Source organism: Nonomuraea terrae, assembly GCF_044465245.1.
GTDB classification, from domain to species: Bacteria; Actinomycetota; Actinomycetes; order Streptosporangiales; family Streptosporangiaceae; genus Nonomuraea; species Nonomuraea terrae.
Window position 1 is genome coordinate 19170 of sequence record NZ_JBITLL010000008.1, and the last position, 16516, is coordinate 35685.

14 protein-coding genes are annotated in these 16516 nt (G+C 70.0%); 4 read left to right on the top strand and 10 right to left on the bottom strand.

Annotation, left to right across the window (positions count from 1 at the left end; all coding sequences use genetic code 11):
- Positions 1–12: 12 nt before the first annotated feature.
- The 3 genes from ACIBP6_RS38305 to ACIBP6_RS38315 all read right to left on the bottom strand — a co-directional run bounded on the left by ACIBP6_RS38305 (position 13) and on the right by ACIBP6_RS38315 (position 4726).
- A complete protein-coding gene (locus ACIBP6_RS38305) occupies positions 13–1278 on the bottom strand; it encodes an extracellular solute-binding protein (RefSeq protein ID WP_397058996.1) in 1266 nt (421 codons plus the stop codon).
- Between the two features lie 210 nt (positions 1279–1488).
- Positions 1489–3399: an acyl-CoA dehydrogenase family protein gene (locus ACIBP6_RS38310; protein ID WP_132613610.1), complete on the bottom strand. Its 1911-nt coding sequence runs from the start codon at positions 3397–3399 to the stop codon at positions 1489–1491.
- A 67-nt stretch (positions 3400–3466) separates the two neighbouring features.
- Positions 3467–4726 carry an APC family permease gene (locus ACIBP6_RS38315; protein WP_397060259.1) on the bottom strand — a complete coding sequence of 420 codons (1260 nt, stop codon included), beginning with the start codon at positions 4724–4726 and terminating at the stop codon, positions 3467–3469.
- Between the two features lie 47 nt (positions 4727–4773).
- Here ACIBP6_RS38315 and ACIBP6_RS38320 point away from each other — a divergent pair, with 47 nt between their 5' ends.
- Positions 4774–5235, top strand: a complete 462-nt coding sequence (locus ACIBP6_RS38320; protein WP_397058998.1) for an Lrp/AsnC family transcriptional regulator — start codon at positions 4774–4776, stop codon at positions 5233–5235.
- A gap of 93 nt (positions 5236–5328) precedes the next feature.
- Complete coding sequence (locus ACIBP6_RS38325; protein ID WP_397059000.1) at positions 5329–6735, top strand: serine hydrolase domain-containing protein; 1407 nt, start codon at positions 5329–5331, stop codon at positions 6733–6735.
- Here ACIBP6_RS38325 and ACIBP6_RS38330 read toward each other — a convergent pair.
- Entirely contained in the window at positions 6696–7850 is a 1155-nt protein-coding gene (locus ACIBP6_RS38330) for an MFS transporter (protein WP_397059002.1), read from the bottom strand. The genes ACIBP6_RS38325 and ACIBP6_RS38330 overlap by 40 nt on opposite strands.
- Positions 7851–7900: 50 nt before the next feature.
- On the opposite strand from ACIBP6_RS38330, the gene ACIBP6_RS38335 reads away from it, so the two are divergent.
- Entirely contained in the window at positions 7901–8257 is a 357-nt protein-coding gene (locus ACIBP6_RS38335) for a MerR family transcriptional regulator (RefSeq protein WP_397059004.1), read from the top strand.
- A gap of 384 nt (positions 8258–8641) precedes the next feature.
- Here ACIBP6_RS38335 and ACIBP6_RS38340 read toward each other — a convergent pair whose 3' ends face one another.
- The 6 genes from ACIBP6_RS38340 to ACIBP6_RS38365 all read right to left on the bottom strand — a co-directional run bounded on the left by ACIBP6_RS38340 (position 8642) and on the right by ACIBP6_RS38365 (position 14978).
- Positions 8642–9787 (bottom strand): acetyl-CoA C-acetyltransferase, encoded by a 1146-nt coding sequence (locus tag ACIBP6_RS38340; RefSeq protein ID WP_397059006.1) that lies wholly within the window; start codon positions 9785–9787, stop codon positions 8642–8644.
- 79 nt (positions 9788–9866) lie between these two features.
- Positions 9867–10571, bottom strand: coding sequence for a hypothetical protein (locus ACIBP6_RS38345; protein ID WP_397059008.1), 705 nt, complete (start codon positions 10569–10571; stop codon positions 9867–9869).
- A gap of 24 nt (positions 10572–10595) precedes the next feature.
- Entirely contained in the window at positions 10596–11357 is a 762-nt protein-coding gene (locus ACIBP6_RS38350) for a class F sortase (protein ID WP_397059010.1), read from the bottom strand.
- A gap of 6 nt (positions 11358–11363) precedes the next feature.
- Positions 11364–12686: a hypothetical protein gene (locus ACIBP6_RS38355; protein WP_397059012.1), complete on the bottom strand. Its 1323-nt coding sequence runs from the start codon at positions 12684–12686 to the stop codon at positions 11364–11366.
- Positions 12687–12819: 133 nt separating this feature from the next.
- Positions 12820–13617 carry a class F sortase gene (locus ACIBP6_RS38360; protein ID WP_397059014.1) on the bottom strand — a complete coding sequence of 266 codons (798 nt, stop codon included), beginning with the start codon at positions 13615–13617 and terminating at the stop codon, positions 12820–12822.
- Positions 13617–14978, bottom strand: a complete 1362-nt coding sequence (locus ACIBP6_RS38365) for a hypothetical protein (RefSeq protein ID WP_397059016.1) — start codon at positions 14976–14978, stop codon at positions 13617–13619. The genes ACIBP6_RS38360 and ACIBP6_RS38365 overlap by 1 nt, the downstream gene beginning before the upstream one ends.
- 241 nt (positions 14979–15219) lie before the next feature.
- Between ACIBP6_RS38365 and ACIBP6_RS38370 the strand changes: the two genes are divergently transcribed.
- Complete coding sequence (locus tag ACIBP6_RS38370; protein WP_397059018.1) at positions 15220–16365, top strand: acyl-CoA dehydrogenase family protein; 1146 nt, start codon at positions 15220–15222, stop codon at positions 16363–16365.
- Positions 16366–16516: the final 151 nt, after the last annotated feature.

Genomic DNA, 16516 nt, shown 5'->3' on the forward strand with positions numbered 1-16516 from the left:
GGTCCCGATGGATCAGCTCGCCGACGATTCGGCGGTCTTCTGCAGCTCACCGAGGACCGCGGCCGGGTCGTCCTCGACGGCCCCGCCGACGGTCTGCTTGACCGCCTGGCTCACCGCGGGCCACGCCGGGTCCTGGAACGGGTAGAAGCTGGCGTTGGGCAGCGCGTCGAGGAACGGCTTGAGCTTCTCGTCGCCGGACAGCTTCTCGATGCCGCCGTTGGTGACGGGCAGGAGCTTGTAGGTGTCGGAGATCTTCTGCGCGGCGTCGCCGGTGTAGAAGAAGTCGAAGAACTTCTTGATCTCGGCGGCGTGGCCGTTCTGGTTGAACGCCATGATCCAGTCCATGACGCCGAGCGTGGTGTCGAGCGGGCCGGTCTTGCCGGGGATCGGCACGATGCCGTAGTTCTTCAGGCCGGCCGCGTCGAAGATCGGGATCGACATGGGGCCGCCGTTGACCATGCCGACCTTGCCCGCGCCGAAGTCCTCCCAGACCGTCTTGCGGTCCTTCGTGCCCGGGTTGGGGGTGGTCAGGCCGGCGTCGACCAGGCCCTTCAGGTACGTGAAGGTCTCGACGTTCTGCGGCGAGTTGATCGCCCACTTGCCGGAGGCGTCCTGGTAACCGCCGCCGTTGCCGAGCATCCACAGGAACGACTCGGCCTGGGCCTCCTCCTGGCCCAGCGGCAGGCCGAACGGCTGCGTCACGCCGGCGTCCTTGAGCTTCTGCGCGGCGGCCTTGAGCTCGTCCCAGGTCTTCGGCGGCTCGGCGATGCCGGCCTTGCTGAACAGGTCCTTGTTGTAGAACAGGGCGCGGGCCGAGGAGACGAACGGGATGCCGTACGCGGTGCCGTCGACCTTGCCGAAGTCGGCGAACTTCTGCAGCAGGTCGCCGGAGACGTTCGGCGACAGGACCTCGTCGACCTTGTGGAGCAGGCCGTCCTGGACGAAGCCGGAGTAGTCGCCGGTCTGCAGGATGTCGGGCGCCTGACCGTTCTGGATCATGGTGGCGACCTGCTTGTCGATGTCGTTCCAGTTGATGACCTGGACGTCGACCTTGATGGTGGGGTTGGCGGCCTGGAACTCGTCGACGACGCCCTTCCAGAACGTCTCGCCCGAGTTGGGCTTGCCGGGGCCGTCGCCGTAGTCGGCGGCGACCATCTTCAGCGTGACCGCGCCGTCGCCTGCCGCCGGGGTGTCGCCTCCCGAGCCGCCCGAGCCGCCGCAGCTGGACAGGACCAGCATCGTGGCAAGGCCGAGAGCGGCGCCGCCCACAAGCTTCATGTTCACTGGAGATACCGCCTTCTCGTCGGGCGGGCGACGCTGGTCCGTACCAGCCGGCTGCCCCGCCCTGGGGGATGGGGGCGCGCGAACACACGGCTCGCTCGCGTTTGCGTCAGCGTAAGCCCGGATTCAGCAGGCGGTCTATACCGGCTCGTCTCGGTTTGGCAACACTAAGGGTGAAGAATCCTCACGACCGGTCTAGACCGCGCGTCAGATGATCTGACGGCGGACGTTCTCCCCGCCCTCCGGCGCGCCGATCCACGGGCCGTCGATCGACGGGTCCAGGATGCCCTCCTCCACGAACGTGTAACGGCCGTCGAGCACGTAACCGGCCAGGCGGACGTCCTGGCTGTCGCTGTTGTCCCAGAGCCGCTCGAACAGGCCGTCCACGCGCCGTCTGGCCTGGTGGCAGAAGGTGTCGGCCAGCTCGTACGGCCTGCGCCCGAGGTCCTTGGAGTCTTCCGCGGCCTTGACGCAGACGGCCGTCATGGCGAACAGCTCGGCCCCGATGTCGACGATCCGGCCGAGGAACGACTGCTTGTGCTCCAGCGCGCCCTGCCAGCGGGACATGCCGTAGAAGGTGGATCGGGCGAGCTTCCTGCTGGTACGTTCCACGAACCGCAGGTGACCGGCGAGGGGGCCGAAGTCGGCGTACGAGGTGGGCAGGTTCCCGGTGCCGGCCACGAGCGTGGGCAGCCACTTCGCGTAGAAGGCGCTCGCCTGGCGCAGGGCCTGGGCGCGTTCGGCGCGGGAGGCGTCGGGGTTGATCAGCTCGCCGGCGGCCGACAGGTGGGCGTCCACGGCCTCCCGGGTGATCATCAGGTGCATGATCTCCGAGGAGCCCTCGAAGATGCGGTTGATGCGGGAGTCGCGCAACATCTGCTCGGCCGGCACCCCGCGCTCGCCGCGCGCCGCGAGCGACTCGGCGGTCTCGTAGCCGCGCCCGCCGCGCATCTGGACCAGCTCGTCCAGCGCCTGGTACGACATCTCGGAGGCGTACAGCTTGGCCAGGGCGGCCTCGATCCTGATGTCGTTGCGCCGGTCGTCGGCCAGCCGGGCGGTGAGCTCCATGACGGCCTCCAGCGCGTACGCGGTGGCCGCGATGAACGCGATCTTCGTGGCCACGGCCTCGTGCCGGCCGACCTTGCGCCCCCACTGGACACGTTCGTTGCCCCACTCGCGGGCGATCTTCAGCGCCCACTTGGCGTTGCCCGCGCACGTGGCCGGCAGGGACAGGCGGCCGGTGTTGAGCGTGGTCAGCGCGATCTTCAGGCCCTGGCCCTCCTTGCCGATGAGGTTCCTGGCCGGGACCCTGACCTGGTGGAACTCGGTGACGCCGTTCTCGATGCCGCGCAGGCCCATGAACGCGTTACGCCGCCTGACCGTGATGCCGGGAGAGTCGGCCTCGACGACGAACGCGCTGATCTTCTTGCCGGTCCTGGCCATGACCACCAGCAGGTCGGCGACGACGCCGTTCGTCGTCCACAGTTTGACGCCGTCGAGCACGTAGTCGTCGCCGTCGCGGACGGCGGTGGTGGCCAGCCGCGCAGGGTCGGAGCCGACGTCGGGCTCGGTCAGCAGGAACGCCGAGATCTCGCCCCGCGCGCACCTCGGCAGGAACTCCCGCTTCTGCTCCTCGGAGCCGAACAGCTTGAGCGGCTGCGGCACGCCGATCGACTGATGCGCCGACAGCAGCGTGGCCAGCGCGGGGCTGTAGGAGCCGACGAGCATGAGAGCGCGGCAGTAGTACAGGTAGGGCAGGCCGAGCCCGCCGTACTCCTCCTTGATGGTGATCCCGAACGCGCCCAGCTGCGCCAGGCCCTTCACCACCTCGTCGGGGATCTGCGCGGTGCGCTCGATGAGCACGGGATCGACGTGCGCGTCGAGGAAGCGGCGTAGCGCCCGGACGAACTCCTCGCCCCGCTGCGCCGCCTCGGCGGACAGGACGGGGACGGGGTGCACGAGGTCGAGCCGGAAGTCACCGAGGAACAGTTGCCTGCCGAAACTGGGGCGTGTCCACTCCTTCTCGCGCGCCTGCTCGCCGACTTCCCTGGACTCCGCGTACCCGGCCTGCTCCGCCTTGAGCTCGGTCCTGGCCTGCGCGGTCTTCTGCTCGGTCATGGCACTCTCCCGACGTTGCGCCGTCTTGTGGTAGGAGTACTGCCCGCGTCACGACGTCCTGCGCCGTTTATAACCCGATTTTGTAGGAACGGCGAGCGTTGGCCTTGAGGACAAGCAGCGCGACGACCGCCAGTGCCGCGGGCACCGCCAGGTAGCACCCGCAGAACGCCAGCCCGACGAGCGACATCACGGTGCCCACCACGGCGGTGACCCGGTGGCGGCCCGCGGGCAGCATCCGCGTCGCCGCCGCCACGCCCGCCGTCGTGACCGCGGCCAGGCACGCCGAGGTCGCCCGCATGAGCAGGTCGAGGTCATCGCCCCCCACCAGCACGGGCACGGAGAGCACGGCGAGCAGCCCGAGGCTCCGGTACGGCGTCTCCCCCGGCGCCCCGCCCTTCGCGAACCAGCCCGGCAGGGCCCGGTCGCGGGCCAGCGCCGCGCCGAGCCGCCCGGCCCCGGCCAGGTAGGTGTTGACCGCCCCGAACGTCAGCAGCACCGCCACCACCCCGGTCACCGGCCGCGCCACCGGACCGACGCCGATCTCCAGCAGGGCGGTGAGCGGCACGTCCGGCATGTCGGCGCCGAGCACGCCGACGGAGGTGACCGAGACGCCCGCGTACAGCAGGCCGATCACGACGAGGGTCACCACGGTGGCGCGGAGCGGGCCCCTGCGCCGGTCGGCGAACTCGCCCGAAAGGTGGCTGGCCGCCTCCCAGCCCACGAACGCGAACATGAGCACCCCGGCCGCCCCGGCCACGCCCGCGGCGCCGTACGGGGCGAAGGGGGTGAAGCGGGCGGCGTCGGCGTGCGGGGCGGCGGTGAGGACGGCGGTGGCCAGCAGCGCGACGAGCAGGGCGACCAGGCCGATCTGCAGCCGTCCGGACGTGCGCAGGCCGGCGGTGTTGGCGGCGAACGCGGCCGCCAGGATCAGGCAGGCGGCCAGGGTGGCGTCCACGCCGAGGCTGGCCTCGACGTACGCGCCGCCCACGAGCACCCCGGCGACAGTGCCGATCGGCACCGCGCCGAAGAACCACCACCCGGCCACGGCGGCGGCGTGCCGGCCGAACGCGAGCCCGACCACGGCGGCCACTCCCCCGCCGCCCGGGTAGCGCGCGCCGAGCGCGGCGAACGTCAGCGCGACGGGGACGCTCAGTGCCAGCATGCCCGCCCACGCCAGCACGGACGCCGGCCCCGCCGCGTCGGCGGCGAGGTGCGGCAGCACCAGCATCCCCGGCCCCAGCACCGCGCCCACCAGCAGCGCCGCGCCGTGCGCTGTTCCCATACGTCCGCTCATGACGGCGAAGTTAGTCCATCTGTTCGATCGAATGGTGGATCGCCGAACATCTGACCGGAATCGCCTGCCATGCTGGCGTCATGGACGAACTTGATTCGGCGATCGTGCGGTTGCTCCAGACAGATGCGCGGCAGTCCAACCGGGAGCTCGCCCGGCAGCTCGGCGTCGCCCCCTCCACGTGTCTCGAACGGGTCAGGGCGCTCACCCGGCGCGGCGTGATCCGCGGCTACCACGCCGACATCGATCCGGCCGCGCTCAACCGCGGCGTGCAGGCCATGGTCGCGGTGCAGGTGCGGCCGCTGAGCCGGGAGGTGATCAACGCGTTCAAGGCGTCGGCCGCCGAGATGCCGGAGGTGCTCAGCGTGTTCGTGCTGGCGGGCGGGGACGACTTCCTGCTGCACGTCGCCGTGCAGGACCTCGACCACCTGCACGCGTTCCTGCTCGACCGGCTGAGCAAGCGCAAGGAGATCGTCGGGTTCCGCACGTCGGTGATCTACCAGCAGGTGCAGAAGCCGTTCCCGAGCCTGCTGCCCGAAGCCTGACTTTCGTCAGGGTCGTGACCTTACGGACGGCTCATCCGCGGCGGCACCACGGATCCCTAGGTTTCTCCTATCACCCTTTGAACGGAGAAATCCTTGAAGTCCCTCGCGCTCGGTTTGTCCGCCGCGCTGACGCTGCAGCCCGCGTCCGCCACCTTCGACTCCTACGTGCGCGAGGCGGCGGAGGCCGCGGGGCTGCCGGGGTTGTCCGTGGTCGTCACGCACGGCGGCGAGGTCGTGCACGCCGCCGGGTACGGCCACGACTCCGACGGGCGGCCGGTCACCGCCGACACCCCCATGCGGGTGGCGTCGGTGAGCAAGTCGTTCACCGCGATGGCCGTCATGACGCTCGTCGAACGCGGCCGTATCGCGCTGGACGAGCCGGTGGCCGAGAAGCTTCCCGGCTTCGCGATGGCGGACCCGCGGGCGGCCCGGATCACCGTGCGCCAGCTGCTCAACCAGACCTCCGGCCTGTCGGACCGCACCGTGGACATCCGCGCCACGGAGAGCGCCACCTCGCTCGCCGACTACACCGCCCGTCTGGCGGACTCCCGGCTCGCCGCCGACCCCGGCACCCGCTGGGAGTACTGCAACGTCAACTACGACCTGGCCGCGCGCCTGGTGGAGGTGGCGAGCGGGCGGCCGTTCGAGGATTATCTGCGCGACAAGGTGTTCGGCCCGCTCGGCATGACGTCCAGCTCGGTCTCCGCCGACGCCGTCGCCGACGGGTACAACTCTGTCTACGGTGCCTGGCTGCCGCGTGCCGAGCTGCCCGCCTTCCTCGACGGCACCGGTTCGGGCGGCGTCGTCACGACCGCGGCCGACATGGGCAAATGGCTGATCGCGCAGACGGACGGCGGCCGGCCGCTGGTCAAGCGGGAGAGCCTGGAGACCATGCACCGCTCCACCGCGCTGCGCCCGTACGGCATGGGGTGGGGGACGGACGAGGACACCGGGCTGCTCACGCATTCGGGCAACCTGTTCACCTACACCGCAGCGCAGGCCATCTCCCCCGAGACCGGCTACGGCTTCGCCGTCATGACGAACAGCGCCGCCCTGTACGACGACGCGTACGCCATCATGCTCGGGCTGACGGCGCTCAGCGAGGGGCGGACGCCCGAGCCGGTGGGGGGTGACCGGCAGCTGTTCGAGGCGGCGCTGGGCGGGATCGCGCTGCTCTCGGCCGGCCTGGGGGCCCTGGGCGTGGCACGGGCGCGGCGCTGGGCCGCCCGCCGGGCCGGGCGGCCGGGCTGGCGCGCGGCGGTGCGGCTGGTGCCGGTGCTGATCCCCGCGGTGGTGCTGGCCACGTATCCCGACTGGGTGTCATTCCTGACGAACGGCCGGACGGTCACGTGGGCGCAGATGACGTACTTCCCCGCGCCGCTGTCCATCACGCTGCTCGTCGCGGCGCTCGCGGGAGTCGCGGTGGCGGCGGCCCGCGTGATCGCCCTGCGCCGGGCCGGTCAGCCCGCGAGCACCGCGCGGCGAGGGATCGCGGCGTAGCTGATCGCGAGGGCGGCCAGGCTGAGGACGGCGGCGGCGAGGCCGAGCCAGCGCAGGCCGTCCGCGGCGACCAGGCCGCCGCCGAGCGCCGAGCCGGACGCGATGCCGATGTTGAACGCGCACACGTTCACCGACACCGCCAGCGTGGGCGCCTGCCCGGCCTGCCGCAGCAGCAGGCTCTGCAACACCGGCGTGGTGGCCGAGGCCAGCAGCCCGAACGCCAGCACGACGAGCACGGCCGGCGCCTTCCACGGCACCGCGAACGGGAAGAGCGCCAGCACCACGGCCAGGCCGGCGAACGTGCCGCGCACGGTGGCGGCGAGCGAGCGGTCGGCCAGCCGCCCCGCCGCCAGACCGCCGGCCAGGCTGCCCGCGCCGTAGACGAGCAGCAGCGTGGAGACCGCGGCGGGGCCGAATCCGGTGATCCTCGTGAGCGCGGGCGCGAGATAGGTGAACACGGTCGAGGTGGCCGCCAGCCCGACCGCCGTGGTGGCGATCACGATGAGGACCCGCCGCCGCACCACCGTCGCCACCTCGGCCCTGACGCTCGTGGCGGGCGCGTCCTGGCGCGGGAGCACCACCGCGAGCAGCCCCAGCGCCGCCACCGCGAGCCCGGCCAGCACCGCGAACGGCGTCCGCCAGCCCGCGTCCTCCCCCAGCAGCACGCCCACGGGCACGCCGAGCAGCGTCGCCACGGAGAAACCGGCGCCGACGGCGGCGATGGCCGTGCCCACCCGCTCCGGCCGGACCACCCGCGCGGTGACCATCAGCGCCAGGGTCAGGAAGGCCGCGTGGCTGAGCGAGGCGACCACCCGCCCGACGATCAGCACCTCGTACGACCCGGCCGCCGCGCACACCGCGTTCCCCGCCGCGAACAGCCCCAGCAGGCTCAGCGCGAGCCCCTTGCGCGGCAGCCGCACGGTCGCGATCGTCACCAGCGGCCCGCCGACCACCACGCCCAGCGCGTACGCCGTCACGGCCTGACCCGCCGTCGCCACCGAGACCCCGAGGTCTGCGGCCAACTGCGGGAGCAGCCCCGCGACCAGGTATTCCGACGTGCCGACCACGAACACGCTCACCATCAGCGCGGCCGGCACCACCATGCCTTTCTTCATGCGGGTACGCTAAAGTCTCACATCTATGTGAGAGTCAAGGGCGTGGTGACATGCGGATCGGAGAGCTCGTCCGGCGCACCGGCGTGAGCGAGCGGCTGTTGCGCTACTACGAGGAGCAGGGGCTGTTGCGGCCCGAGCGGCTGCCCAGCGGTTATCGCGTCTACACCGAGGCCCACGTCGACGCCGTCCGCCGCATCCGCACCCTGCTCGCCGCCGGGCTCGGCACCTCGACCATCGCGACCGTGCTGCCCTGCCTGGAGACCGACGGCGAACGTCTGGCCCCGACCTGCCCCGACGTGCTGGGGCAGCTGCGTGCCGAGCGGGAGCGGATCGACCGCGCGATGGCGGCCCTGAGCGAGTCCCGCGCGGCCCTCGACACCGTGATCGCCGCCGCGGACCGCCGTTAATTCGGTTGCACGGGTCCGGTACGGCTGCGTAGCCTCATGGACATGCGCCTTTACCTGTAATTCGCGGGGCTTGCACAGCCCTCGGCTTCAGCTCTGTCCAGTCCGTCCAGTCCAGACGCGGCAACTGAGCTTGTCGACCGGCCTTCGCGCTTCTCCGAGCCGAGCCGCGTCGTGAGTTACGTAAAGGAGCTTCCTCATGCGAGCCCGTTCATCCAAGAAGGCCCGGCCCCAGCTTCCGGTGGTCCGGCCGATGCCCAAGATGCCACAGCGGCCCATCGCGCCGCCCCGTCGCATCCCGCCCAAGGGGCGCTAGATCAACTACCTGGATGGGTAGTCAACGCGGGCGCCGCCTCCCCTTACGCCTGGAGGCGGCGCCCGCATCACTCACAGCCGTTCGATGATGGTGACGTTGGCCTGCCCGCCGCCCTCGCACATCGTCTGCAGGCCGTAGCGGCCGCCCGTGCGCTCCAGCTCGTGCAGCAGCTTGGTCATGAGGATCGCGCCCGTGCCGCCCAGCGGGTGGCCGAGGGCGATGGCGCCGCCGTTCGGGTTGATTCGGGCCGGGTCGGCGTCGAGCTCCTTCATCCAGGCCAGCGGCACCGGCGCGAACGCCTCGTTGATCTCGACCACGTCGATCTGGTCGATCGACATGCCGGCCTTCTTCAGCGCGAGCTGCGTCGCGGGGATCGGCGCGGTCAGCATGTAGACCGGGTCGTCGCCCATGAGCGCGAGCTGGCGGATGCGGGCGCGCGGCGTGAGCCCGTGGTCCTTGACGGCCTGCTCGGAGGCGATCAGCAGCGCGCCCGAGCCGTCGGAGATCTGCGAGGAGGTGGCGGCGGTGATCTGCCCGCCCTCCTTCAGCGTCTTCAGCGAGGCCATCTTCTCCAGCGTCGAGTCGGGCCGCGGGCCCTCGTCGTCCTCGACGCCGTTGACCGGCGCGATCTGGTCCTTGAAGTAGCCGTTGGCGATGGCCTTGGCCGCCCGCTGGTGCGACTCGAACGCGAACTGCTCCAGCACGTCGCGCTTGAAGCCCCACTTCTCGCACATCAGCTCCGCGCCGCGGAACTGCGAGATCTCCTGCCTGCCGTACCGCTCGCCCCACTTCTCACCGAACGGGAACGGCATGCCCATGTCGAGGGCCGCTTTGATGGAGGAGCCCATGGGCACGATGCTCATCGACTCGACGCCCGCCGCCACGACGAGGTCCTGCGTGCCGGACATGACGCCCTGCGCGGCGAAGTGGATCGACTGCTGGGAGGAGCCGCACTGCCGGTCGATCGTGACCCCGGCCGTGGTCTCGGGCAGACCCGCCGACAACCAGGCGTTGCGGGCGATGTCCATGCTCTGGGGGCCGAACTGCATGACGCACCCCATGATGACGTCCTCGACCGCGCCAGGGTCGACGCCGGTGCGGTCGATCAGCGCCTTCAGCGTGTGCGCGGCCAGGTCAGTGGGGTGGACGGTGGAAAGGCCGCCCTTCTTCTTGCCGACGGGCGTGCGGACCGCCCCGACGATGTACGCCTCTGCCACAGTGCCTCCTGGAAACCGAGCATTATTCGGTTACTAAGGGCAGAGTACAACAGAACGACGTTCTGGGGCTTCCTGGGCTTTATTCGGCTTCCTCCGCGGTCTCTTCCTCCGCGGACTCTTCTTCCGCGCTCTCCTTCGCCGGAGCCGCCAGGTCCTCAGGGGCGTCGATACGGAAGCGCCAGCGGTCGACGGCGATGCCGTTCAGCGACTCGGCCAGCTCCAGCGCCAGCGCCCCCAGCTTCACCGGCTCCTCACCGCGCAGCTCGATCGCGGTCAGCTCGGTGGCGAAGGGCAGCAGCTCCTGTACGGCCGGCGGCTGCCCCTTCTGCGGCACCAGCGCGGCCCGGACGTCACCCGCCGTGAACGTGAACTCCTCGTCCTGCTCCAGCAGGGGCGCCAGCTCCTCGGCGGACGGGCGGACCGGGAGGATCACCGCCGGGCCGGTGCCCTCACCCTCGTCGGCGGGGTCGCTCACCTCTCCCCGGCACACCGCGAGCCCGCCGAGCCGGAACGCCAGCCCCTCCGCCAGATACCGGTCGAAGTAGTCGAGCGGCAGCGGCCCCTCGGCGGCCACCCGCACCGCCCACACCTTCTCCAGCACGCCACCCGTCAGGTCGGAGTCGGCCTCGACCGGCGCGCACACCCGTACGTCGGTGGCCACGATGTCGTCGCCCTCACGCCTGGCGTTCGGATCGGCGAGCTGGATGACGCTCAGCAGCTCGTCGAGCGCCGGTTTGGCGGGCAGCGCCGCCGTGGGGCCAGTACGCAGTCTCCGCTTCGCCATCCAGCCCATGCCCGCCTCCGCAGATCAACTTCGATAGGAGCTCGTCATCGTCGCGTACACGATGACGTTGTCGGTGTAATGCCCGGTGTTCCGGTTGTACGTGCCGCCGCAGGTGATGAGGTGGAGCTGGGCGTTCTCCTGCGGCCCGTACACCCGCTGGGTCGGGAACGTCTGCTTGTTCGCCTGCTCCACGCCGCCGACCGTGAACACCGCGGTCGTCTTGTCCTGGCGCTTGACCTCGATGATGTCGCCGTTCTTGAGCTCGGGCAGGCGGGCGAACACGGCGGTGCGCGTCCGCGTGTCCTTGTGCCCGAGCAGCACCGCCGGCCCCGCCTCTCCGGGGGTCGACATGTTGCGGTACCACCCGACCAGGTTGTGGTTGTCGATCGGGGGCACCTCGATCGTGCCGTTCTTGGCCAGCCCGACCGACTTGATCGGCGCGTTGATGCCCAGCCGCTTGACCACGAGCCGTACGGGCGTCGAGGGCAGCATCGCGGGTGCCGGCTTGATCTCGGGCAGCGGCGGCGGCACGTCGGGGGCCGCCTGGAACAACGCCTGCTCCGGCTGGCCGCTCGGCTTCGGCTGCGCCTGCACCTGCAGGCTGTCGCGGTTGGCGGCCAGGCCGTACTCCTCGGGCGACCTGAGGACGATCAACAGGCCCGCCACGACCGTGGCCACGCCGGCGATGGCCGCCACGATGAGCACGGTGCGCAGCGCCGTGCTCGCCCGCTCCTCGGGCGGCGGCGGCACAGGAGGGCCGCCGCCGTACGGATAGTAGCCCGCCACGCTCGATCAGCTCCTGATGGAACGTCGTCGCATGACCAGCCCGCCCACGGCCGCGGCCGTGATCAGCGCGGTGCCGGTCAGGATGAACATCCGCCCGTCCGGCCCCATCATCCCACCGGCCCCGGTGTCCGCCCCGGCCACGGGGGTCTGCGACCTGCGCGTGGTCGTCGTGGACGAAGGCGTGATGGTCACCGTCGCGGTAGCGGTCCGCGTCGGCCGCGGACTCGTCGTCGTCGGCGAAGGACTCGGCGAAGCGGTCCCGTTGCCCACCGTCAGCGTGTACGTCTTGAGCTCGGTGTCGTTCTGGACGGTGCACTCGATCGCCGACTGGGTAGTCCCCGTGTTCCCCGTGCTGCTGTTCGCGCCGAAATTCACATCCGCGGGCTTAACCGTCGCCGTGCCGGCCGTGTTGGCCGTCGTCTTGAGGTCGATGTCCTGCGTCGGCAGCGGGATCGCCGCGCCCGCGGTGATCGTGCCCGTTGCGCCCTCACCAGTGGCGGAGGTCAGACCCGTGATCCCGCTCAACGACGCGTAGGCAAAGATCCTCGGGCTGATCGTCGTGCCCGTGGTCGTCGGCGCCTTCAGCTCCTTACCCGGCGTGTAGGTGCCCCTCCACTTGATGCTCATCTGCTGGCCAACCCTCGCGGAGGTCGGCATGGTCAGCGTGACCTTGATCTCGACGTCCTGGGTCTCGCTCGCACCAGGGCCGACGCATTCGTACTGGACGAGATCGGTGCCGGTGCCGTTCCCGTTTCCGTTGCCCGTCTGAACGGGAACTGAGACGCTGGTGGGACTCGCAGACACATAGGTGCAGTTCGTCGTCTGGGTGCCCACCACGATGGTCAGCAGCGTGGTGCTCGCGGTCGTCACCGGAGCGAGTTCGAGGTTGCCGCCTGTGGTGGCGGTCACGGTGACCGTTTCTGTCATCTCCGGCGGCGTATACGGCAGCCCGGACTGGACTGCCGTGTTCACCGAGCCAGTGCCTCTGCCTTCGACCGTCGCCGGCGTCCCACCTTCGACTTCGAGGTCACCGCCGGTGACTGTTACCTGCGTCGAGGCCGTCAGAGCCGCGCTCGTAGTGATGGGCTCGAATGTCCACTTGATCTCCGCAGCCTCGTTGGGCTCCACCGAAGTCGGCGTGCTGACGGTCACCGCCACCGATGAGTCGGCGAGAGCCCCGCCTGTGCAGTTGTAGGTCACTCGCAACGTCGCGGCCTGCGCCGGGGTGGCGGTTAAGAAGACGGAGCAAACGAAGACGACGAGCGTACTCATCAATCCCAATGCGGACGTCTTGCGGGCGCGGCGGCGCCACGCCTGGGACTTAAGCACGGGTCCTACTCCGTTTCCAAGCATCGTCAACAGTCGTGCCAGACTTCCAGCCGTTGGTCACAGCTAGGTTGAGATCTTACGAACTGTCTCTGTCAACTTCACCTAAACGTCCAAATCGGCCACAAGTTCCTCGTCAGCCGGCCTTCTTTGACAACGTTGCGTACACAACGATGTTGTCCGTGTAACTGTGCGCCTTCTGGTTGAAGACACCGCCGCACGTGATCACCCTGAGCTGGGCGCTGTCGACGTCGCCGTACACGCGCTTGGTCGGGAACGCGTTCTTGCTGGCCTGCTCGATGCCGCTGACCGTGAACCGGGTGACCTTGCCGTCCGACCGGTACACGTAGATCTGGTCGCCCTTGGCCAGCTCGCGCAGGCGGTCGAAGACGGCGGGACCCTGGCGGGTGCTCACGTGGCCGTTGACGATCGCCGGGCCGGCCTCGCCGGGCAACGGTGAGAGGTTGTACCAGCCGGCCTGGTTGCGCTTGGTCAGCGGCGGGGTGCCGAGCTTGCCGTCCTTGCCCATGGTGACCGCGCCGATGGGGGCGTTCACCTTGATCTTGGGGATCTTGATGCGGATCGGCCGGACCTTGGCCGCCTTGCTCGTCTTGGCCGCCTTGGTCTTGGACGGCGGGATCGGCGCGACGACCGGCACCGCCGGGAGCGGAGGCGGCGCGTCCAGGCGGGCCGGGGTCAGCGGCGCGCCCTTGCCGCCCGGCCCGACAGTCGGCGCGAGGACGAACGCGCCCGCGTTCTGCACACCGACCGTGGTCGGCGCGGGCTGGGCCGTCGCCGCGATCGGCGCCGAGCCGTCGTCCACCTTGGGTGCCAGCGTCAGCAGGCTCACCATGACGATGCCGACGCCGCCGAGCGAGCCCGCGATCAGCAGGCCGGGCAGCGCGCGCTGCATGGGGGTCTTCTGCTCGGTCATCAGAGCGTTCCTCCCGCGTGCTCGGCCCTGCGCCGCCGTAGCAGCAGCCCGCCGCCCGCGCTCCCCATCACCAGCGCCATCCCACCGGCCATGAGCGCGTACGGCCGCTCCGGCTCGGCCGGCGCCACACCGGTGTCCACACCACCACTGGGCGTCTTGGCCACCTGCGCCCGGTAGTACTTGGTCGCGGTCGGCGAGGCGGTCGTCGGCGTGGCCGTGGCGGTGGCCGTGCCGGACGTCTGCGGAATGACCACCACGTGGTCCACTCCGTTATCCGAGTTCCCGTCGTCGACCGGCGGGTCGTCGTCAGGGTCCGTCGGGTCATCCGGATCCGTCGGGTCGTCGGGGTCGTCGGGATCGGTCGGCTGATCAGTGGGGTCGCCTGTCGGGTCGTCCGTCGGGTCGGCGCCTTCCCCGATGGTCACCTGGACCGTCGGCGGGGCGCCGACCGGGCTGCACTTCGCACCGTGGAAGCCGGTCGGGGCCTCGGGGGTGGTGGTCGACACCTCGAAGGCGTCCAGCCACATGTAGCCCGGACCGCCGACCTTCTCGATCTTGATCTTGTGCTCGCCGTAGTCCAGCCCGGAAATCTCCCACAGGGTCTTGCCGCCGGCCATGTCGTGGTTGACCGGAACGTCGTTGCCGTTGCGCGAGGGGTTGACGGTGGCGACGAGTCTGTCGTCGATGTGGATGTTCACCGGGCTGGCGTCTTTGTCGGTCGGCCCGATGTACTTCACGCCGGTGCCGACGAAGGTCAGCTCGGCGAAGGCACCTTCCACAGTGGTCTCGTGCAGGTCGTTGTGCACGTGCCTCTCAGAGGTGGGCAGGTCGTCCTTCGACGTCCAGTCGTTGCTGTAGACGATCCCCATGCCGCTCGGATTGTCCGCGTCGGGACCGTCGTTGTAGACCACCTCACCGTCCGGCGGGAAGAAGTCGAGGTCGATGTCCCTCGGCGTGAGCCTGATGGTCCCCGCCGTGCTGGTGAGAGCGGGGTCGCTCATCATCTCCGGCAGTCCGAGCGGGGAGTCGGGGCGGAGCCTGCGCTCGGGCTCGGAGACGCCCCGAGGCATGAGGACGCCCGTCCAGTCCCCGCGGATGTCGACGTGGCCGGTGGCGTGCACCTGGCCGCCTCTCCGGAAGTAGCCCGGCGACAGGAGTCGCCTGGGGTCACCGGTGTAGTTCATCGTCCACTCGAGGTTGAGCGGGCCGCCGACCGACAGGTCCGTGGCGAAGGTGAGGTTGGTCGTCAGCATGACCGGGCCGTTCCGGGCGATGCTGTTATCGCCGACCGCGTTGCATTGGTACTGGATGATGAGGTCGGCCGGCGCGGCCGACGCGGGCACCTGAGGAAGAACCACCATGCCTAACGTCGCCACAGCCCCGACCGATGCGGCGATCAACGCCTTGCCCAAGCGATTCACGGGAGACTCCGATCAACCACGACAGACCGATGGAGATCTTAGGGTCGAAAACCCCTGCAACGTATGCGAAAACGCACTTCGTCTGGCACTTGTGATGAAGCCGTGTCCGCAGCTGTAGCGGCAGAGCCGAAAGGGGTATACCTGTCGGTAACAGAATAGAATTCTGCGGTGGAGGAGCCCGATGCAGCGAGACCTCTTCGACGAGGAGCACGACCTTTTCCGGGAGTCCGTGCGCGAGTTCATGGCCCGCGAGGTCGTGCCCCACCACCCGCAGTGGGAGAAGGACGGCATCGTCCCGCGCGAGGTCTGGAAGAAGGCCGGCGAGCTGGGGATGTTCGGCTTCTCGGTGCCCGAGGAGCACGGCGGCTCGGGGGTCTCGGACTTCCGCTGCAACGCCGTCGTCGTCGAGGAGATCATCCGGCACGGCGCCAGCGGGCTCGGGTTCTCGCTGCACAACGACGTCATGGCGCCGTACCTGGTGGATCTGACCGACGACGGGCAGAAGCAGCGGTGGCTGCCCGGGTTCGTCAGCGGCGAGCTGATCACGGCGATCGCCATGACCGAGCCGGGCGCCGGCAGCGACCTGCAGGGCATCAGGACCACCGCCGTGCGCGAGGGCGACCACTACGTGCTCAACGGCCAGAAGACTTTCATCACGAACGGCGTCAACGCGGACCTGGTCGTCGTCGTGGCGAAGACCGACCCCGCCGCGGGCGCGCGGGGCATCACGCTCATCGTCGTGGAGCGGGGCATGGAGGGGTTCGGCCGCGGGCGCAACCTCGACAAGATCGGCATGAAGGCGCAGGACACGGCCGAGCTGTTCTTCGACAACGTACGGGTGCCGGTCGCCAACCGGCTCGGTCCTGCCGAGGGCGAGGGCTTCGTCCAGCTCATGAACAACCTGCCCCAGGAGCGCCTGTCGATCGCCGTGGCGGCGGTGGCGGCAGCCGAGACCGTGCTGGAGCAGACCATCGCGTACTGCCGGAGCCGCCAGGCCTTCGGGCGCACCATCGGGTCGTTCCAGAACACCCGGTTCGTCCTGGCCGAGCTGGCGACCGAGACGGAGATCGCCCGTCACTACGTCGACAAGTGCGTCCGCGCGCTCAACGGCGGCGAGCTCACCGCCGTCGACGCCGCCAAGGCCAAGTGGTGGACCACCGAGCTGCAGACCAAGGTCATCGACCGCTGCCTGCAACTGCACGGCGGGTACGGCTACATGACCGAGTACCCGGTCGCGAAGGCGTGGCTGGACAGCCGCGTCCAGACGATCTACGGCGGCACCACGGAGATCATGAAGGAGATCATCGGCCGCTCCTTCGGCTTCTGAAGGGCTCGCCTGCCGGGGAAGGACACCAAGGCGGAGGTCCGCCGCATCCATGGATACGAATTCAGCCCGGTCCTGTTCGGCGCCGCGTCGCACATGACGCTCGGGTTGAAGTGCGGCATGCCGCGCGGGACGGTCAAGGCCGACGCCCTGG

What these genes read in the sequence shown, in the direction of transcription:
- ACIBP6_RS38310 (WP_132613610.1), bottom strand. Translation starts at nt 3,399, where the DNA reads ATGACCGAGCAGAAGACCGCGCAGGCCAGGACCGAGCTCAAGGCGGAG.
- ACIBP6_RS38320 (WP_397058998.1), top strand. Translation starts at nt 4,774, where the DNA reads ATGGACGAACTTGATTCGGCGATCGTGCGGTTGCTCCAGACAGATGCG.
- ACIBP6_RS38345 (WP_397059008.1), bottom strand. Translation starts at nt 10,571, where the DNA reads ATGGCGAAGCGGAGACTGCGTACTGGCCCCACGGCGGCGCTGCCCGCC.
- ACIBP6_RS38365 (WP_397059016.1), bottom strand. Translation starts at nt 14,978, where the DNA reads ATGGTGGTTCTTCCTCAGGTGCCCGCGTCGGCCGCGCCGGCCGACCTC.
- ACIBP6_RS38335 (WP_397059004.1), top strand. Translation starts at nt 7,901, where the DNA reads ATGCGGATCGGAGAGCTCGTCCGGCGCACCGGCGTGAGCGAGCGGCTG.
- ACIBP6_RS38360 (WP_397059014.1), bottom strand. Translation starts at nt 13,617, where the DNA reads ATGACCGAGCAGAAGACCCCCATGCAGCGCGCGCTGCCCGGCCTGCTG.
- ACIBP6_RS38305 (WP_397058996.1), bottom strand. Translation starts at nt 1,278, where the DNA reads ATGAAGCTTGTGGGCGGCGCCGCTCTCGGCCTTGCCACGATGCTGGTC.
- ACIBP6_RS38370 (WP_397059018.1), top strand. Translation starts at nt 15,220, where the DNA reads ATGCAGCGAGACCTCTTCGACGAGGAGCACGACCTTTTCCGGGAGTCC.
- ACIBP6_RS38330 (WP_397059002.1), bottom strand. Translation starts at nt 7,850, where the DNA reads ATGAAGAAAGGCATGGTGGTGCCGGCCGCGCTGATGGTGAGCGTGTTC.